The following is a 24,065-nucleotide window of genomic DNA, read 5'->3' as shown; positions in this document are numbered from 1 at the left end:
GCGATGCCTATAGCCATTCCGGGATGGTATCGCGTCCCAGCATTTCCTCAAGCGTCGGGCGCGCGCGGATGACGGCGAAGTGATCCCCGCTGACCAGAACCTCGGGCACCAGCGGTCGGGAGTTGTATTCCGAGGCCATCACCGCGCCATATGCCCCCGCCGAGCGCAGCGCGACCAGATCCCCGGCACCCAGCTTCGGCAGTTCCACGGCCTTCTCGAAGGTGTCGCCGGTCTCGCAGACCGGCCCCACCACATCGAAGGCCGCGACCGGGGCGCCGGGGGGCTGCTCGACCACCGAAACGATGTCGTGATGCGCCGAATACATGGCCGGGCGGATCAGGTCGTTCATCGCGGCGTCAAGGATCAGGAAATCCCGCCCCTCGCCCTCTTTCAGATAGATGACCGAGGACAGAAGGATCCCCGCGTTGCCCGAGATGTTGCGGCCCGGCTCGATCTCGACCTCGCAGCCCAGATCGCCCACCGCCTCGCGGATCACCTGGCCGTATTCCAGCGGCAGGGGCGGCGCGTTGTTGTCGCGGCGATAGGGGATGCCAAGGCCGCCGCCCATGTCCAGCCGCCGGATGTCATGGCCGTCGGCGCGCAGGGCGCGCGTCAGGTCGGCCATCTTGGCATAGGCTTGGCGGAACGGCTCCAGGTCTGTCAACTGGCTGCCGATATGCATGTCGATGCCCACCACCCTTATCCCCGGCAGGGCGGCCGCGCGGGCATAGACCTCGCGCGCGCGGGCGATGGGGATGCCGAACTTGTTTTCCGACTTGCCGGTGGCGATCTTCTCATGCGTTTTCGCATCCACGTCCGGGTTCACCCGCACGGCGATCGGCGCCACCTGCCCCATGTCCAAGGCCACGCGGGACAGCAGTTCCAGCTCGGGTTCGGATTCGACGTTGAACTGGCGGATGCCGCCTTCCAGCACCATGCGCATCTCGGCCTCGGTCTTGCCGACCCCCGAAAAGACGATACGCTCACCCGGCACGCCTGCCGCCTTGGCGCGGGCATATTCCCCGGCCGAGACAATATCCATCCCCGCCCCAAGATCGCCCAGAAGCTTCAGCACCGCCAGGTTGCTGTTCGACTTGACCGCGAAGCAGACCAGGTGATCGGTCCAGTCCAGTGCCTGCCGGAACAGGTTGAAATGCCGCGTCAAGGTCGCGGCGGAATAGACATAGACCGGGGTTCCCACCTCGGCCGCGATGCGAGACAGGGGCACGTCCTCGGCATGAAGCTCGCCGCCCTTGTAGTTGAAATGATCCATCAGATGATCCTGCGAGAGCGGATGAAAAGATAAAGCGGCAGCGCGCAGCCAAGGCCCAGCGCCAGCGCGGGAAGGGTCAGCAGCGCGGCCCAGTTGCGACGCACCATGGTCTCGACCAGACACCACAGCGCCAGGGCGATCTGGGCGACAATGCCCCCCGGCGTGGCGCGCGCCCAAAGCGCCTCTCCCGCCAGAAAAGCGGCCGCGGCGCCCAGCAGCGCCAGCGCCAGCCAGATCAGCCGCAGCAAGGTCAGGTCAAAGCGCGCCTGCGACACCGGCCCGCGCCTCGCCGCTGATCTGAAGCCCCGGCTGGGGGGTATCGGGGCGGGTCGGCGGACCATCGACACCGCAGGCGGCCAGGGTCGCCAGTATCAGCACGAAAGCCGCCAGCAGAATCGATTGCGTCATGCCGGTTTCTCCTCTCCCAGTTTTTCCTGGCCCAGTTTTTCCTTCCAGCGCGCGATCTGGGCACGGACCTGCGCCGGCGCCGTGCCGCCATAGGACATGCGCGAGGCGACCGAGTTATGCACGCCCAGAACACCGTAAATCGCCTCCGTGATCGCCGGATTGACCGATTGCATCTGCGCAAGTGTCAGGTCGGGCAGGTCCACGCCCCCTTTCTCGGCCATGGCGACCAGCGCGCCGGTCGCGTGATGGGCGTCGCGGAAGGGCAGCCCCGCCTCGCGCACCAGCCAGTCGGCCAGATCCGTCGCGGTGGAAAAGCCCGAACCCGCCGCCGCCTCCAGCCGGTCGCGGTTCGCGCTCAGATCCGACAGCATCCCGGTCATCGCCGCCAACGCCAGCATCAGGTTGTCGGCCGCGTCGAAGACCTGTTCCTTATCCTCCTGCATGTCCTTGGAATAGGCCAGGGGCAGGCCCTTCATGACGACGAACAGCGCGACGGCCGCGCCCAGGATGCGGCCGATCTTGGCGCGGATCAGTTCGGCGGCATCGGGGTTCTTCTTCTGCGGCATGATCGACGAGCCGGTCGAGAAGCGGTCAGACATGGTGACGAAACGGAACTGGGCCGAGGACCAGATCACCAGTTCCTCGGCCAGCCGCGACAGGTGGACGGCACAGATCGCCGCGCTCGACAGATATTCCAGCGCGAAATCCCGGTCGCTGACCGCATCCAGGCTGTTGGCCATCGGCCGGTCGAAACCCAGCGCCCTTGCCGTCGCCTGACGATCGATGGGAAAGCCGGTGCCGGCCAGCGCCGCCGCGCCCAGGGGCGATTCGTTCATGCGTTTGCGCGCGTCCTGAAAGCGCGACAGGTCGCGGCCGAACATCTCGACATAGGCCATCATGTGATGGCCCCAGGTGACGGGCTGGGCGGTTTGCAGATGGGTAAAGCCGGGCATGACCCAATCGGCCCCCTTCTCGGCCTGGGCCAGCGCGGCGCGGATCAGCGCGTCCAGCCCCTGGATCGCCGCATCGGCCTGGTCACGCACCCACAGCCGGAAATCCGTCGCCACCTGATCGTTTCTGGACCGCGCGGTGTGCAGCCGCCCCGCCGGCTCGCCCACGATCTCTTTCAGGCGCGATTCCACGTTCATGTGGATGTCTTCCAGCTCGGTGCGGAAGGGGAAATCCCCGGCCTCGATCTCTGACAAGACCGTGAGCAGCCCTTCCCCGATGGCCTCGGCATCGCTAGTGCTGATGATGCCTTGCGCAGCCAGCATCGCCGCATGGGCGCGGCTGCCCCGGATGTCCTGGGCGTAAAGCCGCCGGTCGAAGCCGATCGAGGCGTTGATCGCCTCCATGATCGCGTCCGGGCCGGCGGCGAAGCGTCCGCCCCACATCTGGTTGGCGCTGCGGCTGGATTGCTCGGTCATGACTTGTGCCTCAAGGGGGTGGAATGCGTTGGTCGGTTCTTTATACGGCGCTGCTTGTCGGTGCAAACGCGGCGTTCGGCGGGGAAATCGACTGGCAGGCCGCGCATGAGGGGGGGCTTGCCAAGCTGGTGCAGACGACCCCCGCGCCAGTGCCCGCGACCCCCTTCACCGATCCCGAGGGCGGCACCCATTCCCTGGCCGATTACCGGGGCAAGGTGGTGCTCTTGAATTTCTGGGCCACCTGGTGCGCCCCCTGCCGTGAGGAAATGCCCTCTCTGGATGCCTTGCAGGCCCAGATGGGGGGCGCGGATTTCCAGGTCCTGGCGATCGCCGCCGGCCACAATCCACCGCCCCAGATCAAGCGTTTCCTGGCCGAAGAGAAGATCGAGCACCTGCCCGTGCTGCTGGACCCGCGCCAGGCGCTTGCGCGCCAGATGGGGGTGATGGGCATGCCGGTCACGGTGCTGATCGACCGCGACGGCAACGAAATCGCCCGGCTGATGGGCGGGGCGGACTGGGCGTCGGATGCGGCCGAGGCGGTCATCCGCCAAGCGACAGCGCCTTGACGCGGGCGTGCCGCGGACAATCGGTCATATGGTCGTTGACCAGACCGCAAGCCTGCATGAAAGCATAGGTGATCACCGGGCCGCAGAAATTGAACCCGCGTTTCTTCAATGACTTGGACATGGCCTCGGATTGGAGCGTCCTGGTCGGGACCTGGCCCATGCCGGCAAATTCGTTCTGGATCGGCCGTCCGCCCACGAAGGACCAGATATAGGGCGAAAACCCCTCGGACGCCTCGATGTCCAGGAAGATGCGCGCACCCTTGACGGCCGCCTCGATCTTGCCGCGATGGCGGATGATGCCGGGGTTTTGCAGGGCGCGGGCGATGTTCGCCTCGTCCCAGCGGGCGACGCGCTCGGGATCGAAGCCCTCGAAGGCCTCACGGAAATTCTCGCGCTTGCGCAGGATGGTGATCCAGCTCAGCCCCGCCTGGAACCCGTCCAGCACCAGCTTTTCCCAAAGCGCGCGCGGATCGCGCTCGGGCACGCCCCATTCGTGGTCGTGGTAATCGGTGTAAAGCGGATCGGTCCCGCACCAGGCGCAGCGTTGATCAGTCATGAGTCGTTAACCCTGAGTCCAGAAACAGCCCGAGGTTTACGCGATCTTAGGAGATGATCGCCAGACTTTCGCTGAAGACAGGAGTCCTTGGCATGACTGACGAATTTGAAACCCCGCCCGAGCTTGGCTCACCCCTGGATTTCGCCGTGGACCAGCAATCGCGGGTCACAATGGCAACCGTGCGCCGCGCGGTGGCGCGGCGGGACGCGGTGCTGGCCTATCAGCCGGTGGTCCAGTCCGACCGGCCCGAAAATGTCGCCTTCCATGAAGGGCTGATCCGCATCATCGACGAAACCGGGCGAATCGTGCCGCTGCGCGACTTCATGCCGCTGGCGGAAACCACCGAACTGGGGCGGCAGATCGACTGCCTGTCCCTGTCCCTGGGGCTGAAGACCCTGGCCAAGGAGCCGGGCATCCGGCTGTCGGTGAACATGTCCGCGCGCTCGATCGGCTATCCGGCCTGGCTGCGCACGCTGCGAGAGGGTATCGGCAATGACAGCAGCATCCCCGAGCGTCTGATCCTTGAGATCACCGAAAGCTCGGCCATGGGCATGCCCGAGATGGTCAGCCGCTTCATGCAGGAATTGCAGGGTCAGGGGGTCAGCTTCGCGCTGGACGATTTCGGCGCGGGCTATACCTCGTTCCGTTATCTGCGCGATTTCTGCTTCGACATGATCAAGATAGATGGCCAGTTCATCCGCGAAATCGCGCGCGAACGGGACAACCAGGTGCTGACGCGGGCCTTGCAGGCGATCGCGCATCACTTCGATATGTTCACGGTGGCGGAATCGGTCGAGACGGCGGATGACGCAGCCTTCCTGATCGATGCCGGGATCGACTGCCTGCAAGGCTATTATTTCGGTGCCCCGACCATCGTGCCGCCCTGGCGCTCGCCCAGTTCGGCTGCGCGCCGGTCCTGAGGTTTTTTTGATCCTTGTAGGCATTCAAGGTTGAGAGCGCGGCTTGAAGGCATGCCGCCTGCTTGGGCGGGGCGGTCCAGGCGAGAGGTCGGACCGGGGCGCTGCCCCGGACCCCGGGATATTTGGACAAGAAAGACGGGCGGGAAAAGACGACCGATAAGATGCTTTTCTTGACCGCCTGGTCTGTTCCGGGCGCGACAGGGCGGAAGCATTTGATCGGATTGACGAAGGACCCGACCAGATGGCGCTTTTCGTGAGGCGTCCGGTTCGGTGGCCGGGGTCAGGCGCGGCTGCGGCTGCGATTGCTCTGCGCGGTCGCGTTCAGGTCATCGGCAATAATGCGGCGCAACGCATCGGTTTTCTATCCGGCGTTCGGCAATGACATGGCCAAGGCCGCTGAAGCCGCCGATCAGCCCTTGGCTTGAGGGCTGTCGGCCCAATGGCCCGGTGCAATCGTCAACCGGTGCAATCGTAAACCAGACCGGCAGACCGAGCGCATCGATTGTGGCATGGATCCTGGGTCGGCTGCGAGACCAGCCGATGGCGTGAGCTTCAAGCCCCCTCTTTTCGAGGGCGCATCGGCATGGGCCTTCGAGATGGTGGCGTTGATCGGCACATACCGGCCACGCGCTTCCAGGCTTCACTCCAGAGGTTTCGCCTCGGCGCAGGCCGGGGGCTGCTGAAGATGTCGTTTCGGATTGACGCCGGGGTTGGGTGTGCTGCTCGACTTTTCATGGACGACCAGATCAAAGGTGGTTCGATTCATCTGAACAGGTTCCGGGCGTTTTCCAAGTGGTTTTCCGCCTCGGTTGCGCCGCTACCGTTTCGGGTATCGGCTGGTTGAAGTAGGCCTGATCATCGATGCCGTGCCGGACGAGGTTCGCGACTGGCGGCACCGGGCGCTGGATCGGATCTATCCGATCGTCATTTTCGACGCGCTGCGGGTCAAGATCCGCGATGCCGACAGCCGGATGGTCAAGAACAGGGCGGTCTACATCGCCCTGGGCGTCAACCGGGATGGGAGCGCGATGCCTCTCCATCGGATCGCCGAAAGTGAGGGCGCCAGGTCCTGGCTCTCGGTGATGCACGAATTGCGCAACCTGGGGGCAGAACATCCTGATCGCCGTCCTGGATGGGCTGAAGGGCTTTCCCGAGGCGGTCACCGCCGCCTTCCCGACACCACCGCCCAGGCCGAGCGTGTCAAACGCGGAAGAGAGGGGCGCAGGACATAGAGGCAGTCGTCCAGTGGCAGCAGCGTATCCCGCCTGAACGCCACGACCACTGCCTCCTCGTCCCCGCTTAGCGCCGTTGAACGAGGTTCTTTCGGTCCCGTCTTCATGTCCTCGACCGTCTGACGCTTGCGCCACTTCGCGACCGTCATGGGGTTGATGCCCAGTTCGCGACTTAGCGCCGCGGTCGAAGCTTCCGATCATTCGGGCCGGCCCTCATTATTGCTGCTCGGATGGCGTGCGTGGTCGTGGCGCTGCCATGACGAATTTGTCCCATAGGGCGTCCTTCCATTCCAGAGAAAGGATCCCACCATCAAACCGTGGGATCAAACACCTGGGAACCCCTGAATGCGCACCTTGGGAAACTCCCGCCCGAACGGTGCGGGTCGCGCGCCCCATCCGGTCACTGCGGGCGCAATCCCTCCTGGAGGCAGGGGCGCGCGGGACCGGAATGCGAAAGCACCGCCCCGGATCAGGACCTTGCGCCGACCCGCGCGAGGCGGCTTGCGGTGGCTTGCGCGTGCGGCCATCATGCCGACTGCGCTTGACCTTGGGTCACGAACAAGCAACGTGAACTGTCCAAGCCGGAGCGCGTCCGGATATCAGGGAAGAGGAGCCCAACATGACAAAAGCCGTGATCGTATCTGCCGCCCGCACTCCCGTGGGCAGTTTTCTGGGATCGTTTGCCAACCTGCCCGCCTCGGATCTGGGCGCCATCGCCATCAAGGCCGTGCTGGAGCGCGCCGGTGTCGATCCGGCCGAGGTCTCGGAAACCATTCTCGGGCAGGTGTTGACCGCCGCCCAGGGCCAGAACCCCGCCCGCCAGACCCATATCAAGGCTGGTCTGCCGCAGGATGCCTCGGCCTGGCTGATCAACCAGGTCTGCGGCTCGGGCCTGCGCACGGTGGCGCTTGCCGCGCAGCAGGTGATCCTGGGCGATGCCTCGGTCGTCGTCGCTGGCGGTCAGGAATCCATGTCGCTGGCCAGCCATGCCGCCTATATCCGCGCCGGCCAGAAGATGGGCGATCTGAAGATGCTGGACACGATGATCCGGGACGGCCTTTGGGACGCCTTCCACGATTATCACATGGGCCAGACCGCCGAGAACGTCGCCGCGCAATGGGAAATCTCGCGCGCGGCGCAGGACGAATTCGCCGTCGCCTCGCAGAACAAGGCCGAAGCCGCGCAGAAAGCGGGCCGCTTCGCGGATGAGATCGTGCCCGTCACCATCAAGACCCGCAAGGGCGATACGGTGGTGGACGCCGACGAATATATCCGCGCCGGCGCCACGATCGAGGCGATGGAGAAGCTGCGCCCCGCCTTCACCAAGGACGGCTCGGTCACGGCAGGCAACGCATCTGGGTTGAATGACGGCGCCGCCGTGGTGCTGGTCATGACCGAGGAAGAGGCGGCCCGCCGTGGCCTGACCCCGTTGGCGCGAATCGCCTCATATGCGACCGCCGGCGTCGATCCCAAGATCATGGGCAGCGGCCCGATCCCGGCCAGCCGCAAGGCGCTGGCAAAGGCCGGCTGGAACGTCGGCGACCTGGATCTGGTCGAGGCGAACGAAGCCTTCGCCGCCCAGGCTTGCGCGGTCAACAAGGACATGGGCTGGGACCCGTCCATCGTGAACGTGAACGGCGGCGCCATCGCCATCGGCCATCCCATCGGCGCATCGGGCGCGCGGATCCTGAACACGCTTCTTTTCGAAATGAAGCGCCGCGATGCCAAGAAGGGCCTGGCCACGCTTTGCATCGGCGGCGGCATGGGCGTCGCCATGTGCCTTGAGCGGCCCTGAGCGAGAATGACCTTGCACGCAACATAGTTGCGTGCAAGACCTACTGGTGGGAAGAGTATTTCAAGATCAAGCTCTGAGGGAGACGAGATGGCAAAAGTTGCTCTGGTGACGGGTGGATCGCGGGGGATCGGCGCGGCGATTTCCAAGGCGCTGAAGGCGGCGGGCTATGAGGTTGCGGCAAACTATGCCGGCAATGACGACGCCGCCCGCGCCTTTACCGAGGAAACCGGGATCAAGACCTATAAATGGTCGGTCGCCGATTACGATGCCTGCGCGGCGGGGATCAAGCAGGTCGAGGAAGAGCTTGGCCCGATCGCCGTGCTGGTGAACAATGCCGGCATCACGCGGGACTCCATGTTCCACAAGATGACGCCCCAGCAGTGGAAAGAGGTGATCGATACGAACCTCTCGGGCCTCTTCAACGTGACCCACCCGGCATGGTCGGGCATGCGCGACCGTAAATTCGGGCGGATCATCAACATCAGCTCGATCAACGGCCAGAAAGGCCAGGCCGGACAGGCAAACTATTCCGCCGCCAAGGCCGGAGACCTGGGCTTCACCAAGGCGCTGGCCCAGGAAGGCGCCCGCGCCGGCATCACCGTGAACGCGATCTGCCCCGGCTATATCGGCACCGAGATGGTGCGCGCCATCGACGAGAAGGTCCTGAACGAGCGGATCATCCCGCAGATCCCCGTCGGCCGCCTGGGCGAACCCGAGGAAATCGCCCGCTGCGTGGTCTTCCTGGCCTCGGACGAGGCGGGCTTCATCACCGGCTCGACCATCAGCGCCAATGGCGGGCAGTTCTTCGTCTAGAACGAAAGGCGACGCCCCCTTCCAAAAGGCAACGGCCCGCGAGTTTCGCGGGCCGTTTTCTGTTCAGTCTGATGGATTGTCGATGTTCCAGCCATCAATGGGTAAGGCGGCTGATCTCTTCCTTGAGGCGCAGCTTTTCCTTTTTCATTTGCAGGATCGAGAGGTCGTCCATTCCGGGGCAGCGGTGCGCGGCCTCGATCTGGTTGGAAAGTGACTGATGTTTGCGGCGAAGCTCCTGAACATGGGATTCAACCGACATATCGTCCTCCTCGTGGATTGATCGAACAGTCACGATTGCAGCATAGAATCGTCACATTGTCACCGAAAATCACCGTGCCCGCAAAACCAGAGGTTGCCCCTCGCGCAGGACCTCGCGTGCGGCCTGGGTCAGATCCTCGGCATCGGTCAGATGCGCTGGTTTTTCGTGCATGATGAAGGGGTAAAGCAGGCGCAGCGGAGCCTTCGCGCCCTTTCGGGCCAGGACGATCACCCGGCCCGCCTCGCGTCCCTGCCGGGCCGATATTGGCAAAATCGTGATCTCGCCCGCGACCGGACCAAGCAGGCCCAGAATCACCCCCAGCCGCTCGGCGCGGTGAATCAGCGTCAGCCAGCCGCCGGGACGCAGCCGGCGCAGCGCGGTCTGGATCCATTGCGAAAGGGGCGTATCCTCGTGCCGGGCGGTGCCGCGCCCCGGATCGGGCGCGGTCGTGCCGCCCAGAAAAAAGGGCGGATTGGCGATCACATGGTCAAAGCTCAGCGCCCGCAGTTCGGCCGGCAGGCGCAGCAGGTCGCCGGTCAGGATCTGCGCCGAAAGCCCGTTCCCGGCCGCGTTCTGCCGCGCCAGGGCGGCATAATCCTCTTGCAGTTCCAGCCCGGTCAGGGACAGGCCCGGCACCCGGTGGCCCAGGCACAAAAGCGCCACCCCCGCGCCGCAGCCAAGTTCAAGCACGGCCTCGCCCCGCTGGGCCGGGCAGGCGGCGGCCAGCATCACCGCATCGGCACCGGCGCGATACCCGGCCTCGGGCTGGATGATCTGCAAGCGCCCGCCCAGAAAGCCGTCCCGGCGCAGGCCCCTAGCCGGCATCGCCGATCTCATTGTCGCGCAGGATGGCACGGGCCAGGAAGTGGTCGCGATCCGCCACCATCAGCCGGCGCGGCAATATGCCCAGCGAGCCTTCCAGCACGCTCATGTGCTGGTCCAGCGGGAATGCGGCGATGCCCTCGGATTCCAGCAGATCCGTGGCGCGGGCGATCAGCAGCGGGTTCGTGGTGCGCAACACTTCCTTCATCGCGCGATAGCTACGCGGCTGTTGCGCCCGTGTCCATGGCGTGGCAATGGCTTGCGGGCAAAGGGGAATGGCATATGGGCATGAACAAAAACGTCTCCAAGCCGCTTGACCGGCTTTCCAGCAACCTGGCCGAGGATATGGCCGCCGTCAACGCGCTGATCCGCGACCGCATGGCCAGCAGGCACGCACCCCGCATTCCCGAAGTCACCCAGCATCTGGTCGAGGCGGGCGGCAAGCGCCTGCGCCCGATGCTTGTCCTGGCCGCCGCGCGGATGCTGGGCTATGCCGGCCCCTATCACATCCACCTGGCCGCCACGGTCGAGTTCATCCATACCGCGACACTTCTGCATGACGACGTGGTGGATGAAAGCCGGCAGCGCCGTGGCCGCCCGACCGCGAACCTGCTTTGGGACAACAAGTCCAGCGTGCTCGTCGGCGATTACCTTTTCGCCCGCGCCTTCCAGTTGATGGTCGAGCCGGGCAAACTGCGTGTCCTGGACATCCTGGCCAATGCCTCGGCCACCATCGCCGAGGGCGAGGTGCTGCAACTGACCGCCGCCCAGGATCTGGCCACAACCGAGGCGATCTATCTGCAAGTCGTGCGCGGCAAGACCGCCGCCCTGTTTTCCGCCGCGACCGAATCGGGCGCGGTTCTGGCCCAGGGCGACGAAGCCCAGATCCGCGCGCTTTTCGATTATGGCGACGCGCTGGGGATCGCATTCCAGATCGTCGATGACATCCTGGATTACGGCGGCGCGACCGAGACCATCGGCAAGAACGTGGGCGACGATTTCCGCGAGCGCAAGCTGACCCTGCCCGTCATCAAGGCCGTGGCCGGCGCCGATGCCGATGAGCGCGCCTTCTGGCAGCGCACCATCGAAAAGGGCGACCAGCGGGACGGGGATCTTGAGCAGGCGCTGGCGTGCCTCGCCCGCCACGGCGCGATCGAGGCAGCGCGGGCCGATGCCATCGCCTGGGCGGGCCGCGCCAAGACCGCGCTGGATGCCCTGCCCCCGCATCCGCTGCGCGAGGTGCTGCGCGATCTGGCGGATTTCGTCGTCTCACGCATCTCCTGATCCGCGCCGATGCCCCACCACCCCAAATGAAAAAGCCCGAGGCGATGGCCTCGGGCTTTTCCTTTACGATCCTTCGGGATCAGGAGTTATAGGCGTTCTCGCCGTGAGAGGTGACATCCAGGCCCTGACGCTCATCATTGGCCGGGACGCGCAGGCCGACCACGGCCTTGACGATCATCAGCGCGACGAAGGCGACGACCGCCGACCAGACGCAGGCGACGACAACGCCCAGGATCTGGGTCATCACCTGGCCGGCAAGGTCATAGCTCTCGGCCGGGGCGTCGGTGGCATAGTCGTAGATCCCCGACCCGCCCAGCGAGGGCGCGGCGAAAACGCCGGTCAGGATCGCGCCGACGATGCCGCCCACGCCGTGGATGCCGAACACGTCCAGGCTTTCGTCCATGCCCAGCTTGCCCTTCAGCGAGATCACGAACCACATGCAGATGAAGCCTGCGGCCAGGCCGATCACGATGGCGCCCATGGGACCGACGAAGCCGGCGGCCGGGGTGATGCCCACCAGGCCCGCGATCGCGCCCGAAACCCCACCCAGCAGCGAGGGATGCCCCCGGAACAGCCATTCGCCGAAGGCCCAGGCCAAAGCGGCGGCCGAGGTGGCGACGGTGGTGTTCAGGATCGCCATCGCGGCGGTGCCGGTGGCCTCCATGTTCGAGCCGGCGTTGAAGCCGAACCAGCCGACCCACAGCAGGCAGCCGCCCAGCAGGGTGAAGGGCAGGTTGTGCGGCGCCATCAGCTCCTTGCCGAAGCCCAGGCGCGGCCCGACGACCAGCGCCGCGACCAGGCCCGCGACCCCCGCGTTGATGTGGATGACCGTGCCGCCGGCGAAATCCAGATCGCCATGGCCAAACAGATAGCCGCCGGGCGCGTCATAGGCGCTGGGACCGCCCCACCACCAGACCATGTGCGCCATGGGCAGGTAGGAGAAGAAGAACCAGATCACCACGAAAAGCAGCATGGCCGAGAACTTCATCCGCTCGACCGTGGCGCCAACGATCAGCGCGGGCGCGATGCAGGCAAAGGCCATCTGGAAGACGATGAAGACATATTCCGGCACGAACACGTTCTTGGTGAAGGTCTCGGCCAGCGAGGACGGGTCCACCCCGGCCAGGAACGCCTTTGAGAAGCCGCCGATGAAGGGCGTCAGCCAGGTCGCCTCTTCGGCGGAACCGGCGCCGGTGAAGGCCAGCGAATAGCCGAAGCAGACCCACAGGATCGACATGATACAGAAGATGGTGAAGACCTGCATCAGCACCGAGAGCATGTTCTTGGCGCGCACCAGCCCGCCATAAAACAGTGCCAGGCCGGGCACGGTCATCATGATGACCAGGATGGCCGAAATCATCATCCAGGTGGTGTCGCCCTTGTCCACGATGGGCGCCACAGTCTCGGCCACGGCGACCGTCGTGCCGGCCGCCTCCTGCGCCACAGCCGTCCCTGCCAGCCCGACCAGCGGGAGCGCAAGGGCCGGGATCATTCGATTGATCGCGGTTCGTCTTGTCATGATTCCTGCACCTTCTTTCTGCACAGCAGCAGTTCCGTGTCGGGGCCAGAAAACGCGCGAATTTCAATGCAGCACAAGCTTTAAGCAGGCTTTCCCGACGGGCTGAATCTGGAAGCATGTTTTTTAATCAGCGCCTGAGCGGTTTGCAGCCTTGCGCGGCAGTTCACTGATAGGTCATCCCGGTTCTCAAGGACCGGCCTTTCCTGTATCCTCGCGCCAAATGGGCCGGAAGACCGGCCGGGCAGGAATGACAGGCATGAAGAAACCCACCGGCGGGGGCCGGATCGTCGCGGACAAACGCAATTTCGACCAAACCCCCAGAAATGCTAGGAAACAACCCGCGAAAACGGGAAAAGGCGGCGGTGCCCGCCCGCCCCGACGGGGCAATTTCCTGACCTGGGGAATCGCGGGCCTGGTCCTTCTGGTCTGGCGCGTCCTTTGGGGCAGCCTCTGGCGGCTGGGCCTGACCGTCGCCGCGATCCTGGCGGCGGCCACATTCTACTTCTACACGACATTGCCCGAAGCATCGGCGCTATTTGACGGACGTGCCCGCGGTTCAGTCACGCTTCTGGATTCGGATGGCGCGGTTTTCGCCTGGCGTGGCGAAACTTTCGGCATGGTCAGCGCCGACAAGATCGCGCCGGTGCTGAAGAACGCCGTCGTCGCGACCGAGGACAGACGATTCTACATGCACCTGGGCGTCGACCCCCAGGGCATCGCCAGCGCCATCAAGATCAACCTGGCCGCCGGGCGCGGCCCGCTTGAGGGGAACGGCGGCTCGACCATCACCCAGCAGGTGGCCAAGCTTCTGTGCCTGGGCGAGAATTTCGATCCCACCCGCTGGAAGTCCGAGGCCGAATACGAGGCCGACTGCCGCCGCAGCACGATCTGGCGCAAGGTCAAGGAAATCCCCTATGCCCTGGCGATGGAGGCGAAATACTCCAAGTCGGACATCCTGAACATCTACATGAACCGTTCGTATCTGGGTGCGGGCGCGCGCGGCTTCGAGGCCGCCTCGCAGCGTTATTTCGACAAATCGGCGGCGGATGTGAACGCCGCCGAGGCCGCGATGCTGGCGGGCCTGCTGAAGGCGCCCAGCTATTTCGCGCCGACATCGAACCTGCAACGCGCCCAGGACCGCGCCAGCGTGACGCTGGGCCTGATGCATGACCAGGGCTTCATCGACGACAGGGCCTTCGCCGATGCCAAGGCCCATCCCGCCGTGCTCTCCAAGGCGGCGGCGGCCCGCGCGGGCGGCTATTTCGCCGATTGGGTGATGGAATCCGGCCCCGGCTTCCTGACCAGCGAGACGACCGAGGACGTGACGATCAAGACCACCTTCGACCAGCGCATCCAACGCGCCGCCGAACGCGCGCTGAAGCGGGTCTTCGACGAAAAGGTCGCGAAAGGCTCGACCGCGCAGGCGGCCGTGGTGGTCATGTCGCCCGATGGCGCGGTGCGCGCGATGATCGGCGGGCGCGACAATACGGTCTCGGGCACGTTCAACCGCGCGACCCAGGCCAAGCGGCAGGTCGGCTCCAGCTTCAAGCCCTTCGTCTATGCCGCCGCGCTGGATCAGGGCTATGGTCCGAACGACCTGATCCTGGATGCGCCGCTGACGATCAACGTGCGCGGCTCGAAGCCCTGGTCGCCGCAGAACTATACCCGCAAATACATGGGCGAGGTGACACTGACCCGCGCACTTGCGAATTCGCTGAACACCGCGACCATCCGCCTGCAAGAGATCGCGGGCCGGGACGCGGTGCGCCGCGTCGCCTCGGATTTCGGCTTCTCGTCGGATGCCGACCTGGCCAGCGGCCCCTCGCTGGGGCTGGGCGTATCGGAATCGACGCTGCTCAACATGACGGGGGCCTATGCCGGCATCCGCAATGGCGGCACCGCCGTCAGCCCCTATGGGCTGGTGGAATTGCACATCAAGGGCGACGATCAGCCGCTGATGGGCCAGGCGGGCGGCATGGGCAAGCGCGTCATCTCGCAAAAGGCCGCGGGCGAGCTGATCGGCATGATGGAGCAGGTGATCCAGCGCGGCACCGGCACCCGCGCCAAGCTGGGGAACCGCCCCGTCGCGGGCAAGACCGGCACGACGAACAGCTACCGCGATGCCTGGTTCATCGGCTTCACCGGCCAGTATGTGACCGGCGTATGGCTGGGCAATGACGACAACAAGCCGCTGAAAGGCGTGACCGGGGGCGGCCTGCCCGCCGAGATCTGGCAGGCGGTGATGGCCGAGATCCATGACGGCCTGCCGATCGAGCCGCTGGGCAGCTTCGTCTTCGACGCCTCGGGCGCGGTTCCGAACGTGGTCAGTTCCAACGGCGCGGACGGTGCGGCCGATCCCCTGGCCGCCGCCCTGTCCGAGGCCCTGGGCCAGCCCCAGCCGCAACAACCCACCGCCCCCGAGGCGATGCGCACCACCCTGCCGTCCCAGCCGGGCCGCACGCTGCCCGATCCGGGCGTGCCGGGCACCACGCCCCCCACCTTCCCCGCCGAGACCAGTTCGACCGAGGACATGGGCGATACCGAGCTTTCGCCGGACGATCCCCTGACCCAGGCCCTACGCGGCATCCAGGGTGTCTATAACCAATGAAAAAAGGCGGCCCCACGGCCGCCTTTCGCTTTCGCGGGATCGGGAAGCCTAGCCCGCCCGCTCCAGATCCTCTGCCAGCCCGGCGATGTCGCCCTTGCGCAGGGCCAGCATCGCCCCAATCTCGGCCCGTTCCGAGGCAAGCATGTTCACCCCCTCGATGATGATGTTGAAATAGCGCCCCTCGCCGGACTTGTCCGAGACATGCCACTCCATCTCCATCGGGCTGCGCCCCTTGAGATAGGCCACCGTATCCACCGCGATGAAGGATTTCACCGGACGCGCGCCCGTGACCTCGATCTTCGAGCCGATGAATTCGCGGAACCGCTTGCCGTATTTGCGTCCGATATAGCCCTGGAACGCCTGCCTGTAGGCCGCGAACTGGGCCGCGTCGGCCTGCCGCGCCGCCGGTCCCAAAGCCGAACGCGCAATGATCTCGACATCGGCGTAGCGGGCGAAGATCGCCTCGAAATCCTTGTATATCTGCGCGGCGGGCAGGTCCGAGTTGATCACCGCGTAAACCTCATCCAGCGATTCCTGCACCAGCGCCTGGGCAGCGACCGGCTCAAGCGCGCGGGCGGGGGAGGCAGCCAGGGCCAGCCCCCCGCCGACCAGGCCCAGAAAGCCGCGGCGGCTGGGCTGGCGGGTCTTATTCGGCATAGGGATCAATCTCCTCTCCTTCTTCTCCAAGTTCAAAGCGGCGATGCTGCAACCAGATCAGCCGGGTCTGGGCATAGCTATCCGCACTTTGATGCAGAACGGAATCGACCGTATCCCCGAAACGCGCCCGCTCACCGGCTTTTGACACCAGCCGCGCGCCCAGGCCGATCAGGTATTCGTCGCGGTTCAGCACGGCATGCAGCGGGTCGACGGCCAGGTCGACCACCCGGCCCGTCGCGTCCCGCAGCGTCGAGGGACCGATCAGCGGCAGTTCCAGATAAGGCCCCTCGCCCACGCCCCAGACAGCCAGGGTCTGGCCGAAATCCGTGTCCTGCTCGGGCAGCGCGAAATCCGCCGTCGCCGGGTCCAGAAAGCCCGCCAGCCCCAATGTCGAGTTCACCAGGAAGCGGAACCCGGTCCTGACCGCAGGCCCGGGCCGGCCTTGCAGCAGGTGGTTCACCGCCTTGCCGGGCTGCGCCAGGTTCGCGCCGAAATTGCCCACGCCCCGCACCGCAAAAGCGCCCAGGCCCGGCGTGCTGCCGGCGCCCTCGCCTTTGCCCAACCGGGCGCCGACGGGCTTGGCCAGATGCGAATCAATCGCCCGGTTGAAGACATGAACGCGCCGGTTCATCGGCTCCCATGGGTCATCGACGGCACCCGGATCGGTGCGCGCGGCGCAACCCGACAGCATCGCAAGGGCCAGGATCGGGATGAAGCTCTTCAATCTTTTGGTAACCTTCCGCTGATACGCCTGCCAGGCCGGGCTGATTCCAGCCGATCCGTCCGGCGACCGGCCTGTTCCCGGTCCGGCTCTTGGGATATGCGCAGCACCAGTTCCGGGCAAGCCCGGCGGTCTATCACCGAAAGGAACCGGCATGGCCTTGCCGTCGATGCGACATGACGGACGAAGCGAGCTGATCAAGGCGCGCGGCAATGCCTGGCACCTTTACGCCTTTGTCGGGCTGTTCTCGTTCGCGGTGAACCTTTTGATGCTGACCGGGCCGCTCTTCATGATGCAGGTCTATGACCGCGTGCTGTCCAGCCGCTCGGTCGAGACGTTGACGGCGCTGTTTCTGCTGGTGCTGTTCCTCTTTATCATGATGGGGCTTCTGGACCTGGCCCGCAACCAGATCATGTCCCGCGTCGCCGCCCGCTTCCAGGAACGGATGGAGGGGCGGGTCTTTACCGCCGCCTTGCAGGACGGCGGTGCCTCGGCCTCGGAAGCGGTGGTCAAGGGCGGTATGCGCGACCTTGAGGCGGTGCAGCGCCTGCTCGGCTCTCCGGTGCTGATGGCGCTGTTCGACCTGCCCTGGGCGCCTTTCTTCCTTGCGGCGGTGTTCCTGTTCCACCCGCTTCTGGGCGCCGTCGCATTGGCGGGACTGGTCATCCTGGTCGTGGCCACGCTGCTGAACCAATGGGTCGGCAGGGAATCGCTGCAACAGGCCGCCATGGCGGGCCAGGCGGCCGAGCGGATGTCCGATCTCTACCGCGAAGAGGGCGAACTGATCGGCTCGCTCGGGATGCGGGACGCGACCTTCCGCCGCTGGCAGGCCGCCCGCGACCGCGCGACCCAGGCGGCGATGCAGGGCCAGGATCGTGCCACCGGCTTCACCGTCTTTTCCCGCAGCTTCCGGCTGTTTTTGCAAAGCGCGCTTCTGGCCGCCGGCGCCTGGCTGGTGTTGAAACAGCAGGTGACGCCCGGCGCGATGATCGCGTCCTCGATCCTGATGGGCCGGGCGCTGGCACCGATCGAGCAGGTGGTGGGCGGCTGGTCCGTCGTCCAGCGCGCGCAGGACGGCTGGAAACGCCTGTCGGACCTGCTGTCGCGCCGCCCGCCCCTGGCGCGGCGCACGCCCCTGCCCCGGCCGACCGCCGATCTGGAAATCCGCAACCTCACCGTGGTGCCGCCCGGCCAAAGCGCCGCCACCCTGCGCGGCGTCAGCTTCGACCTGGGACCAGGCCAGGCGCTGGGTGTCATCGGTCCCTCGGGCGCGGGCAAGACCACGCTCGCCCGCGCGCTGATCGGGGCCTGGCCCATCGCCGGCGGCTCGATCCGGCTGGCGGGCGCCACGCTGGACCAATACGATCCCGACAGCCTGGGCGGGCTGATCGGCTATCTGCCCCAGCAGGTAACGCTGTTTGACGGCACCATCGCCGAGAATATCGCCCGCCTGTCGCCCGATCCCGACCCCCAGCGCATCGTCGCTGCGGCCGAGGCGGCGGCGGCGCATCGCATGATCCTGGACCTGCCGCTGGGCTATGACACCCCGGTCAGCCAAAGCGGCGGGCGCCTTTCGGGCGGGCAGATCCAGCGCATCGGCCTTGCCCGCGCGCTTTACGCCGAGCCGGTGATCTTCGTCCTGGACGAGCCGAACTCGAACCTCGACAACGAAGGCTCGGCGGCGCTGAACCAGGCCATCCGCAACATCAAGGCGCGCGGCGGCGCGGTCATCATCATGGCCCACCGTCCCGCCGCCATCACCGAATGCGAGCTTCTTCTGGTCATAGACCAGGGCATGCGCCGCGCCTTCGGTCCCAGGGACGAGGTGCTGAAATCCATGGTCCGCAACGCCGAGCAGATCAACCGCAGCCAGGGCCAGGGTGGAGGTGTCGCATGACCCAGGATACCCCCAGCCACCCGGCGCAAGGCCCGAAACACCCCCAGACCGCGCTTGCCCCGGTCGAGCGTCCCGCGACCCCGCCCCGCCCCGATCCCGAAAAGGCGGCAAAGCTGCCGGGACCGCCGCCGCCGCAGCGCCCCGAATGGTCCGCGCGCGGCGGCATCATCCTGGGCCTCGTGGCCCTGGCGCTGCTGGTCGGCGGCTTCGGCCTATGGTCGGTCACCGCCCGCATCGCCGGCGCCGTGGTCGCCTCGGGCCAGGTCGAGGTCGAGCAGAAGCGCCAGGTTGTCCAGCATCCCGACGGCGGCGTCGTGGCCGAGATCCTGGTCAGGGACGGCGAAACCGTCGACGCGGGCCAGATCCTGATCCGGCTGGACGGCGCCATGCTCCAGACCGAGCGCGCCATTGTCGAGGGGCAGTATTTCGAACTCCAGGCCCGCCGCGGCCGGCTTGAGGCCGAGCGCGCCGACCGCAAGCAGATCGAGTTTCCGCAGGAACTGGTCCAGCTTTCGGGCCAGCGCCCCGACCTCAAGGACCTGATGGCGGGGCAGCAAAGCCTGTTCGTGGCACGGCTCGACACGCTGGCGCAATCGCTGGGTCAACTCGGCAAGCAGGCCGAACAGGTGCGCTCGCAGATCGGCGGCATCGACGCCCAGACCGTCGCGCTTCAACAGCAGCGCGACTTCATCGCCCAGGAACTGCGCGACCAGCGCAAGCTTCTGGACAAGGGCCTGGCACAGGCGCCGCGCGTGCTGGCGCTTGAACGCGAGGCGGCGCGCCTGGACGGCCTTCTGGGCGAAGTCACCGCCCAGCACGCCCAGGCCCAGACCCAGCTTGCCCAGATCGACCTGTCGCGCCTGGAGAAAAGCGCCGCCTATCGCGAACAGGCCGAGACCGAACTGCGCGACCTCGGCTATCGCGAGTTGGAACTGGCCGAGCGCCGCCGCTCGTTGACGGAACAGATCTCACGGCTGGAAATCCGCGCCCCGGTCGCGGGCGTGGTGCAGGAATTGCAGGTGACGACCCCCCGCTCGGTCATCCGCGCGGCCGAACCGATCCTCTACATCATCCCGCAGGATCGGCCGCTGGTCGTGACCGCCAAGCTCGCCACGATCAATGTCGATGAGGTCCATCCCGGACAAGAGGTGGTCCTGCGCTTCGCCGCCTTCTCATCCCGCACCACGCCCGAAATCGACGGCCTCCTGACCCGCATTTCGGCCGATACGCTTGTCGATCCGCACACGCAGGTGCCATATTACCGCGCCGACGTGACCATCCCGCCCGAGCAACTGGCCAAGCTGAAAGATCTGGCCCTGGTGCCCGGCATGCCGGTCGAGGTCTATATCCAGACCGGCGAACGCAGCCCCTTCGCCTATCTGGTGAAGCCGCTCAGCGATTACTTCACCCGCGCCTTTCGCGAAAGCTGATCCCAGGGCAAAGGGCGCGACCATTCCGGCCCGCGCGCCTTGATTTCTTTCTTGCCTAAATATCCTGCAAAATGACGCGCCCAACATAAATCGATCACCATTCCCGTTTGAGCATAGCAAGAAAAAGGCACGGCATAGGGCTTCGCGGGTTGTCTGTTCAGTTCCGCCCATCTGCCTTGATGAAAGCGTGCGGCGGCAGCCGATCACCACCCCGCGCCCTCTTGATGGCGCGGGCAACAAGGCGGGCATAAGTGCGGCATTCTGGACAATGGACAGGCGGCGTGACCTGATCCTACGGGCCACGCAGCTCGGAGCATCAGGCGACGAGAATGGTCCGCAGACCCTTCGCATGGCTATGACATGGCTCAAGAAATGCGCGCCGGGTGGCAGAGGACCGGCTAGATTCAGTCCCTATGAACCTCGAATCCGGAAGATGATGGTCGCGACGAGGATGAGGCGTTCAGAAAGATGTCCCCGGATCTCTCGTAGCGGATACCATGCCTGGATTCACCAGAGAAATCCCATCTTACGGTTTCCGCAACAAAGCCACCCGTGCCCTCAGGCGCCAGGGCCGGTTCGAACATGGGGAACAGTCGGGGATGGGGCGCGCCGGCAACACGATCAGGCGGAAAGAAAGGACCGCAGGATCCGGGACAGTTGGGCGGGCGCCTCCATCGGGATCATGTGGCCCGCCTCGACGATCTCCATCCGCGCGCCGGGGATGGCCAGGGCCATCTCGGCCGCCTCCTCGGCCGTACGAAGGCGATCATGGGCGCCGGCCACGATCAGCGTCGGGCAGGCGATGTCGGCAAGCCGTTCCAAATCGCCATGCCGCTGGAACAGGGCTTGCCGGCGAAAAACCTCGCCGCCAAGGCGCAGGCTCATGGCATGGATGCGCTCGACCAATGCCGCGTCGCCTTCGCTGGCGGGGGAGAGCGCCTGGCGGATCGACGCCTTGCTCACCCCTCGAAAGCGATCCGGGGTCACACCCGCAAGGACGCCCCTGCGCTGCTCCTGAAGCCCGCCATCCGGGCGGGCCGAGGTCGCGATCAGCACCAGCCCCGAGACCCGCTCGGGGGCGCGGCGCTGGATCGCGCGCGCGACATAGCCGCCCATCGAGAAACCGATCAGGGTAAAGCGCGCGGGCGCGGCGGCAAGCGCCTGGGCGGCCATCTGCTCGATCGATTCCGCATGAGCGGGATCCGCATGCGTGACCGGGCCGAAGGGCTCCAGGTCGCGTGCAATGTCCGACCAAAGATCGGCATCGAGCATGAAGCCGGGGACAAGAAGGACGGCCATCGGGGTCTCCTAAGGATTGGGGCATGGACCCGGCACCCGCCGACAGGGCCGACCCTGCCGGATGCGCGGGCACCGGGCCATTGGCAAGCCTGCGCTGCTTCGGCTCGGCGATTGCCGCCGATTTTCCCGGAACTCATCAAGGGTTTCAAGCGCACGACATGCACCGAAAAGGATGTCCTGGCGGATTTGGCCCAACCGGATATTAGCGTCAGCATCAGAGCCGCTCTCCTGATCCACAGGCCAGGCAAGACGCATATCATTTCGGAATTCCTCACGGCGCTTCTTCTGCTCGATGAATTGGTGGATCGCCTCATGCATCAGCCAATGCTGAAAACGATGGCGCAACTCGGCCAGGCTCTTCACTTGATCCAGAATAACGGGTCCAAGCTTCACCGGGATGGGACGCTTGGCGACCACGCGGGGATGCCCTGGGCAAGACAGCAATACCGACGCCATATCACTTTCATAGAAGAGGCAGGCATGACCCGCCTGAACGTGCCAAACCGGCGGATGACCAGACCTGCATGCCTCCGCCCCATTGGTCTTGCACAACATCTGAAAACCGAGAAATCCGGTCCCCGACAGATACCCCGAGAAGATGCGCCACATGGTGCGCGGCAACGAAGCAGTTGGAAAGATCGGGGCACTTCCCGCCATAACCAACTGTTTTCAATGCAACACCTGCCGCGTCAGGCGTGGGACAGCACATCGCGTCCTGGCAGGCCGTCACGCGCGCCGATCCCCAGCGCCGCGCAGACCTTCAAGACCAGTTCGGGCTTGTTCAGCGTATAGAAATGCAGCTTGTCCACGCCGCCCGCGACCAGATCCTCGCAAAGCCGCACGCAGGTCTCAAGCGCAAGCCGGGCCTCGCCCTCCTTGCCGGCGGCGGCGAAGGCCGTCTCGGCCCAGGCGGGGACCAAGGTGCCGCAACGCTCGGCAAAGCGGCGGGTGCCGGCCCAGCTTTGGATCGGCAGGATGCCGGGGATGATCCGCGCGGTGATGCCCGCACGCTCGCACGCGTCGCGGAAGCGGAAGAAGGTGTCCGCGTCGAAGAAGAATTGCGTGATCGCGCTGGTCGCCCCGGCATCGACCTTGCGCTTGAGCCAGGCGACATCCGCGGCGGTGTCGGGACTATCGGGATGCGGCTCGGGATAGGCGCCGCAGCGGATGGTCATGTCGCCGCGCCCCGAGATGGCCTGGATCAGTTCGACCGAATTCGCGAAGCCCTGGGGATGGGGCTGGAACCGCGCCTGCCCCTGGGGCGCGTCGCCGCGCAGAGCCACGATCTCGTGCACGCCGGCCGCCGCGTAATCGGCGACGATCTGCATCGTCTCCTCGCGCGTGGCGTCCACGCAGGTCAGATGCGCCGCGACGTTCAGCCCGTAATGGCTGGCCAGCGCCGTCACCGCCTCATGCGTCAACTGCCGCGTCGTGCCCCCCGCGCCATAGGTGACCGAAACGAAATCCGGCCCCAGCGGCGCCAGCACCCGCGCCGTCTCGGACAGGCGAAAGGACTGGTCCAGGTTCTTGGGCGGGAAGAATTCGAAGCTGATCGCCGGTGTCGTCATTGCACTATCCTTTTGTCGCGGGACTTGTCGCATGTGCCGGGACGTGAGACAAATTCATAATCCTCAAGATCGTGATGAAAGCGATTCAAGATGCATCTGGAGCTTCGCCATCTGCGCAGCCTACGCGCCATCCATGAGCAAGGCGGGCTGGCCCGCGCGGCCGAGGTCTTGAACCTGACGCAATCGGCGCTGTCGCATCAGATCAAGGCGCTTGAGGAACAGGTCGGGGTGAACCTGTTCCTGCGCAAGACCAAGCCCCTGCGGCTTTCGGCGGCCGGGATGCGGCTTTTGCGCACGGCCGAGCAGGTGCTGCCGCTGATCGACGCCGCCGAGGCCGAATTCCGCGCCGTCGAACTGGGCCGCGCCGGCCGGCTGCATGTGGCGATGGAGTGTCATCACTGCTTCGACTGGCTCTTGCCGGTGCTGGACCAGTTCCGCCGCTCCTGGCCCGAGGTAGATCTGGACATCCGCAGCAGCCTTGCATTGAAGGCGCTGCCGGCGCTGGTGCGGGGGCAGGTGGATCTGGTGATCTCCTCGGACCCCGAGGAGATGGAGGGCGTGACCTTTCAGCCGCTGTTCGACTATGCCCCGACGCTGGTGGTGCCGGCGAACCACGCCCTTGTCGCCAAGGGCCATGCCGAGCCGCAGGACCTGGCCGCCGAGGTGCTGATCACCTATCCGATGGACCGGGCGCGGCTGGACGTGTTCTCGCAGTTCCTGGATCCGGCCGGGGTCGAGCCGGCCCAGCACCGCCAGGTCGAGCAGACGGCGGTGGCCTTGATGCTGATCGCCTCGGGGCGGGGGGTGGCGGTGATGCCCGACTGGGTGCTGCGCGCCCATGCCGGCAACCCCGAACTGGCGCTGCTGCCGCTGGGTCCGCAGGGCATGTTCCGCAGGCTTTACGCGGCCTTGCGCAGCGAGGATCTGGCCCAGCCCTATATGGCCCATGTGCTGCGCCTGTCGCGGACCGAGCCGGTGCGGATGCTGCGCGGGCCGGGGCAGGGTTAACGC

General features: G+C 65.9%; 23 protein-coding genes and 2 pseudogenes. 10 read left to right on the top strand and 15 right to left on the bottom strand.

What is annotated here, in order from left to right; all coding sequences use genetic code 11:
- Positions 1-7: 7 nt before the first annotated feature.
- Genes lysA through argH form a run of 4 tightly spaced genes read right to left on the bottom strand, consistent with a single transcriptional unit; the run spans position 8 to position 3,108 of the window.
- Entirely contained in the window at positions 8-1,273 is a 1,266-nt protein-coding gene (gene lysA / locus QM682_RS16335; protein WP_415131622.1) for a diaminopimelate decarboxylase, read from the bottom strand.
- Positions 1,273-1,548 carry a DUF2834 domain-containing protein gene (locus QM682_RS16330; protein WP_415131620.1) on the bottom strand — a complete coding sequence of 92 codons (276 nt, stop codon included), beginning with the start codon at positions 1,546-1,548 and terminating at the stop codon, positions 1,273-1,275. Before QM682_RS16330 ends, lysA begins: the two co-directional genes overlap by 1 nt.
- Positions 1,529-1,681, bottom strand: a complete 153-nt coding sequence (locus tag QM682_RS16325; RefSeq protein ID WP_415131618.1) for a hypothetical protein — start codon at positions 1,679-1,681, stop codon at positions 1,529-1,531. The genes QM682_RS16330 and QM682_RS16325 overlap by 20 nt, the downstream gene beginning before the upstream one ends.
- Positions 1,678-3,108, bottom strand: coding sequence for an argininosuccinate lyase (gene argH, locus QM682_RS16320; protein WP_415131616.1), 1,431 nt, complete (start codon positions 3,106-3,108; stop codon positions 1,678-1,680). Before argH ends, QM682_RS16325 begins: the two co-directional genes overlap by 4 nt.
- Positions 3,109-3,131: 23 nt before the next feature.
- On the opposite strand from argH, the gene QM682_RS16315 reads away from it, so the two are divergent.
- Entirely contained in the window at positions 3,132-3,674 is a 543-nt protein-coding gene (locus QM682_RS16315; protein ID WP_415131614.1) for a TlpA family protein disulfide reductase, read from the top strand.
- Here the strand turns inward: QM682_RS16315 and QM682_RS16310 are convergent.
- Positions 3,649-4,230 (bottom strand): DNA-3-methyladenine glycosylase I, encoded by a 582-nt coding sequence (locus QM682_RS16310; protein WP_415131612.1) that lies wholly within the window; start codon positions 4,228-4,230, stop codon positions 3,649-3,651. The genes QM682_RS16315 and QM682_RS16310 overlap by 26 nt on opposite strands.
- A 92-nt stretch (positions 4,231-4,322) precedes the next feature.
- On the opposite strand from QM682_RS16310, the gene QM682_RS16305 reads away from it, so the two are divergent.
- Complete coding sequence (locus QM682_RS16305) at positions 4,323-5,150, top strand: EAL domain-containing protein (protein WP_415131610.1); 828 nt, start codon at positions 4,323-4,325, stop codon at positions 5,148-5,150.
- An 857-nt stretch (positions 5,151-6,007) separates the two neighbouring features.
- Positions 6,008-6,326: pseudogene (locus tag QM682_RS16300) on the top strand (transposase); the annotation flags it as partial.
- Between the two features lie 13 nt (positions 6,327-6,339).
- Here QM682_RS16300 and QM682_RS16295 read toward each other — a convergent pair.
- A pseudogene (locus QM682_RS16295) lies at positions 6,340-6,656 on the bottom strand (IS481 family transposase); the annotation flags it as partial.
- Between the two features lie 345 nt (positions 6,657-7,001).
- On the opposite strand from QM682_RS16295, the gene QM682_RS16290 reads away from it, so the two are divergent.
- Positions 7,002-8,177 carry an acetyl-CoA C-acetyltransferase gene (locus QM682_RS16290; RefSeq protein WP_415131608.1) on the top strand — a complete coding sequence of 392 codons (1,176 nt, stop codon included), beginning with the start codon at positions 7,002-7,004 and terminating at the stop codon, positions 8,175-8,177.
- Positions 8,178-8,264: 87 nt separating this feature from the next.
- The gene (locus QM682_RS16285) at positions 8,265-8,990 is read left to right on the top strand and encodes a beta-ketoacyl-ACP reductase (RefSeq protein ID WP_415131606.1); all 726 of its coding nucleotides are present in this window, start codon (positions 8,265-8,267) and stop codon (positions 8,988-8,990) included.
- Positions 8,991-9,084: 94 nt separating this feature from the next.
- Here the strand turns inward: QM682_RS16285 and QM682_RS16280 are convergent, their stop codons facing one another.
- The 3 genes from QM682_RS16280 to QM682_RS16270 form a co-directional block, all read right to left on the bottom strand.
- Positions 9,085-9,249 carry a YdcH family protein gene (locus tag QM682_RS16280; RefSeq protein ID WP_415131604.1) on the bottom strand — a complete coding sequence of 55 codons (165 nt, stop codon included), beginning with the start codon at positions 9,247-9,249 and terminating at the stop codon, positions 9,085-9,087.
- Between the two features lie 69 nt (positions 9,250-9,318).
- Positions 9,319-10,074 carry a tRNA1(Val) (adenine(37)-N6)-methyltransferase gene (locus QM682_RS16275; RefSeq protein WP_415131602.1) on the bottom strand — a complete coding sequence of 252 codons (756 nt, stop codon included), beginning with the start codon at positions 10,072-10,074 and terminating at the stop codon, positions 9,319-9,321.
- A complete protein-coding gene (locus QM682_RS16270) occupies positions 10,064-10,279 on the bottom strand; it encodes a DUF2007 domain-containing protein (protein ID WP_415131600.1) in 216 nt (71 codons plus the stop codon). The genes QM682_RS16275 and QM682_RS16270 overlap by 11 nt, the downstream gene beginning before the upstream one ends.
- Before the next feature lie 74 nt (positions 10,280-10,353).
- Between QM682_RS16270 and QM682_RS16265 the strand changes: the two genes are divergently transcribed.
- The gene (locus QM682_RS16265) at positions 10,354-11,355 is read left to right on the top strand and encodes a polyprenyl synthetase family protein (protein WP_415131598.1); all 1,002 of its coding nucleotides are present in this window, start codon (positions 10,354-10,356) and stop codon (positions 11,353-11,355) included.
- A gap of 79 nt (positions 11,356-11,434) precedes the next feature.
- Here QM682_RS16265 and QM682_RS16260 read toward each other — a convergent pair whose 3' ends face one another.
- Positions 11,435-12,874: an ammonium transporter gene (locus tag QM682_RS16260; RefSeq protein ID WP_415131596.1), complete on the bottom strand. Its 1,440-nt coding sequence runs from the start codon at positions 12,872-12,874 to the stop codon at positions 11,435-11,437.
- A 256-nt stretch (positions 12,875-13,130) separates the two neighbouring features.
- Here QM682_RS16260 and QM682_RS16255 point away from each other — a divergent pair, with 256 nt between their 5' ends.
- Positions 13,131-15,482, top strand: coding sequence for a PBP1A family penicillin-binding protein (locus QM682_RS16255; protein WP_415131594.1), 2,352 nt, complete (start codon positions 13,131-13,133; stop codon positions 15,480-15,482).
- 48 nt (positions 15,483-15,530) lie between these two features.
- Here QM682_RS16255 and QM682_RS16250 read toward each other — a convergent pair whose 3' ends face one another.
- Together QM682_RS16250 and QM682_RS16245 are read right to left on the bottom strand one after the other, a co-directional pair.
- Positions 15,531-16,139, bottom strand: a complete 609-nt coding sequence (locus tag QM682_RS16250; RefSeq protein ID WP_415131592.1) for an MlaC/ttg2D family ABC transporter substrate-binding protein — start codon at positions 16,137-16,139, stop codon at positions 15,531-15,533.
- Positions 16,129-16,863: a VacJ family lipoprotein gene (locus tag QM682_RS16245; protein ID WP_415131590.1), complete on the bottom strand. Its 735-nt coding sequence runs from the start codon at positions 16,861-16,863 to the stop codon at positions 16,129-16,131. The genes QM682_RS16250 and QM682_RS16245 overlap by 11 nt, the downstream gene beginning before the upstream one ends.
- 151 nt (positions 16,864-17,014) lie before the next feature.
- Between QM682_RS16245 and QM682_RS16240 the strand changes: the two genes are divergently transcribed.
- The gene (locus tag QM682_RS16240) at positions 17,015-18,757 is read left to right on the top strand and encodes a type I secretion system permease/ATPase (RefSeq protein ID WP_415131588.1); all 1,743 of its coding nucleotides are present in this window, start codon (positions 17,015-17,017) and stop codon (positions 18,755-18,757) included.
- Positions 18,754-20,187 carry an HlyD family type I secretion periplasmic adaptor subunit gene (locus QM682_RS16235; RefSeq protein ID WP_415131586.1) on the top strand — a complete coding sequence of 478 codons (1,434 nt, stop codon included), beginning with the start codon at positions 18,754-18,756 and terminating at the stop codon, positions 20,185-20,187. Before QM682_RS16240 ends, QM682_RS16235 begins: the two co-directional genes overlap by 4 nt.
- 621 nt (positions 20,188-20,808) lie before the next feature.
- Here QM682_RS16235 and QM682_RS16230 read toward each other — a convergent pair.
- From QM682_RS16230 to metF, 3 genes are read right to left on the bottom strand one after another with little or no spacing between them, the layout of a single operon-like run.
- Positions 20,809-21,486, bottom strand: a complete 678-nt coding sequence (locus QM682_RS16230; protein ID WP_415131584.1) for an alpha/beta fold hydrolase — start codon at positions 21,484-21,486, stop codon at positions 20,809-20,811.
- A 9-nt stretch (positions 21,487-21,495) separates the two neighbouring features.
- Positions 21,496-22,143 carry a CopG family ribbon-helix-helix protein gene (locus tag QM682_RS16225; protein WP_415131582.1) on the bottom strand — a complete coding sequence of 216 codons (648 nt, stop codon included), beginning with the start codon at positions 22,141-22,143 and terminating at the stop codon, positions 21,496-21,498.
- A gap of 32 nt (positions 22,144-22,175) precedes the next feature.
- Positions 22,176-23,054: a methylenetetrahydrofolate reductase [NAD(P)H] gene (metF, locus tag QM682_RS16220; RefSeq protein ID WP_415131580.1), complete on the bottom strand. Its 879-nt coding sequence runs from the start codon at positions 23,052-23,054 to the stop codon at positions 22,176-22,178.
- A 90-nt stretch (positions 23,055-23,144) separates the two neighbouring features.
- Between metF and QM682_RS16215 the strand changes: the two genes are divergently transcribed.
- Entirely contained in the window at positions 23,145-24,062 is a 918-nt protein-coding gene (locus QM682_RS16215) for a LysR family transcriptional regulator (protein ID WP_415131578.1), read from the top strand.
- Positions 24,063-24,065 lie beyond the last annotated feature (3 nt).

Origin of the sequence: Paracoccus sp. (in: a-proteobacteria), from assembly GCF_047605025.1 — a bacterium.
GTDB lineage: Bacteria > Pseudomonadota > Alphaproteobacteria > Rhodobacterales > Rhodobacteraceae > Paracoccus.
This window is presented reverse-complemented; position numbering and strand designations above follow the sequence as displayed.

Coding starts and splice junctions, on each gene's coding strand:
- metF (WP_415131580.1), bottom strand. CDS start 23,054: ATGACGACACCGGCGATCAGCTTCGAATTCTTCCCGCCCAAGAACCTG.
- lysA (WP_415131622.1), bottom strand. CDS start 1,273: ATGGATCATTTCAACTACAAGGGCGGCGAGCTTCATGCCGAGGACGTG.
- QM682_RS16265 (WP_415131598.1), top strand. CDS start 10,354: ATGGGCATGAACAAAAACGTCTCCAAGCCGCTTGACCGGCTTTCCAGC.
- QM682_RS16315 (WP_415131614.1), top strand. CDS start 3,132: ATGCGTTGGTCGGTTCTTTATACGGCGCTGCTTGTCGGTGCAAACGCG.
- QM682_RS16285 (WP_415131606.1), top strand. CDS start 8,265: ATGGCAAAAGTTGCTCTGGTGACGGGTGGATCGCGGGGGATCGGCGCG.
- QM682_RS16310 (WP_415131612.1), bottom strand. CDS start 4,230: ATGACTGATCAACGCTGCGCCTGGTGCGGGACCGATCCGCTTTACACC.
- QM682_RS16250 (WP_415131592.1), bottom strand. CDS start 16,139: ATGCCGAATAAGACCCGCCAGCCCAGCCGCCGCGGCTTTCTGGGCCTG.
- QM682_RS16255 (WP_415131594.1), top strand. CDS start 13,131: ATGAAGAAACCCACCGGCGGGGGCCGGATCGTCGCGGACAAACGCAAT.
- QM682_RS16260 (WP_415131596.1), bottom strand. CDS start 12,874: ATGACAAGACGAACCGCGATCAATCGAATGATCCCGGCCCTTGCGCTC.
- QM682_RS16270 (WP_415131600.1), bottom strand. CDS start 10,279: ATGAAGGAAGTGTTGCGCACCACGAACCCGCTGCTGATCGCCCGCGCC.
- QM682_RS16290 (WP_415131608.1), top strand. CDS start 7,002: ATGACAAAAGCCGTGATCGTATCTGCCGCCCGCACTCCCGTGGGCAGT.
- argH (WP_415131616.1), bottom strand. CDS start 3,108: ATGACCGAGCAATCCAGCCGCAGCGCCAACCAGATGTGGGGCGGACGC.
- QM682_RS16240 (WP_415131588.1), top strand. CDS start 17,015: ATGGCCTTGCCGTCGATGCGACATGACGGACGAAGCGAGCTGATCAAG.
- QM682_RS16275 (WP_415131602.1), bottom strand. CDS start 10,074: ATGCCGGCTAGGGGCCTGCGCCGGGACGGCTTTCTGGGCGGGCGCTTG.
- QM682_RS16305 (WP_415131610.1), top strand. CDS start 4,323: ATGACTGACGAATTTGAAACCCCGCCCGAGCTTGGCTCACCCCTGGAT.
- QM682_RS16230 (WP_415131584.1), bottom strand. CDS start 21,486: ATGGCCGTCCTTCTTGTCCCCGGCTTCATGCTCGATGCCGATCTTTGG.
- QM682_RS16215 (WP_415131578.1), top strand. CDS start 23,145: ATGCATCTGGAGCTTCGCCATCTGCGCAGCCTACGCGCCATCCATGAG.
- QM682_RS16235 (WP_415131586.1), top strand. CDS start 18,754: ATGACCCAGGATACCCCCAGCCACCCGGCGCAAGGCCCGAAACACCCC.
- QM682_RS16225 (WP_415131582.1), bottom strand. CDS start 22,143: ATGGCGGGAAGTGCCCCGATCTTTCCAACTGCTTCGTTGCCGCGCACC.
- QM682_RS16325 (WP_415131618.1), bottom strand. CDS start 1,681: ATGACGCAATCGATTCTGCTGGCGGCTTTCGTGCTGATACTGGCGACC.
- QM682_RS16280 (WP_415131604.1), bottom strand. CDS start 9,249: ATGTCGGTTGAATCCCATGTTCAGGAGCTTCGCCGCAAACATCAGTCA.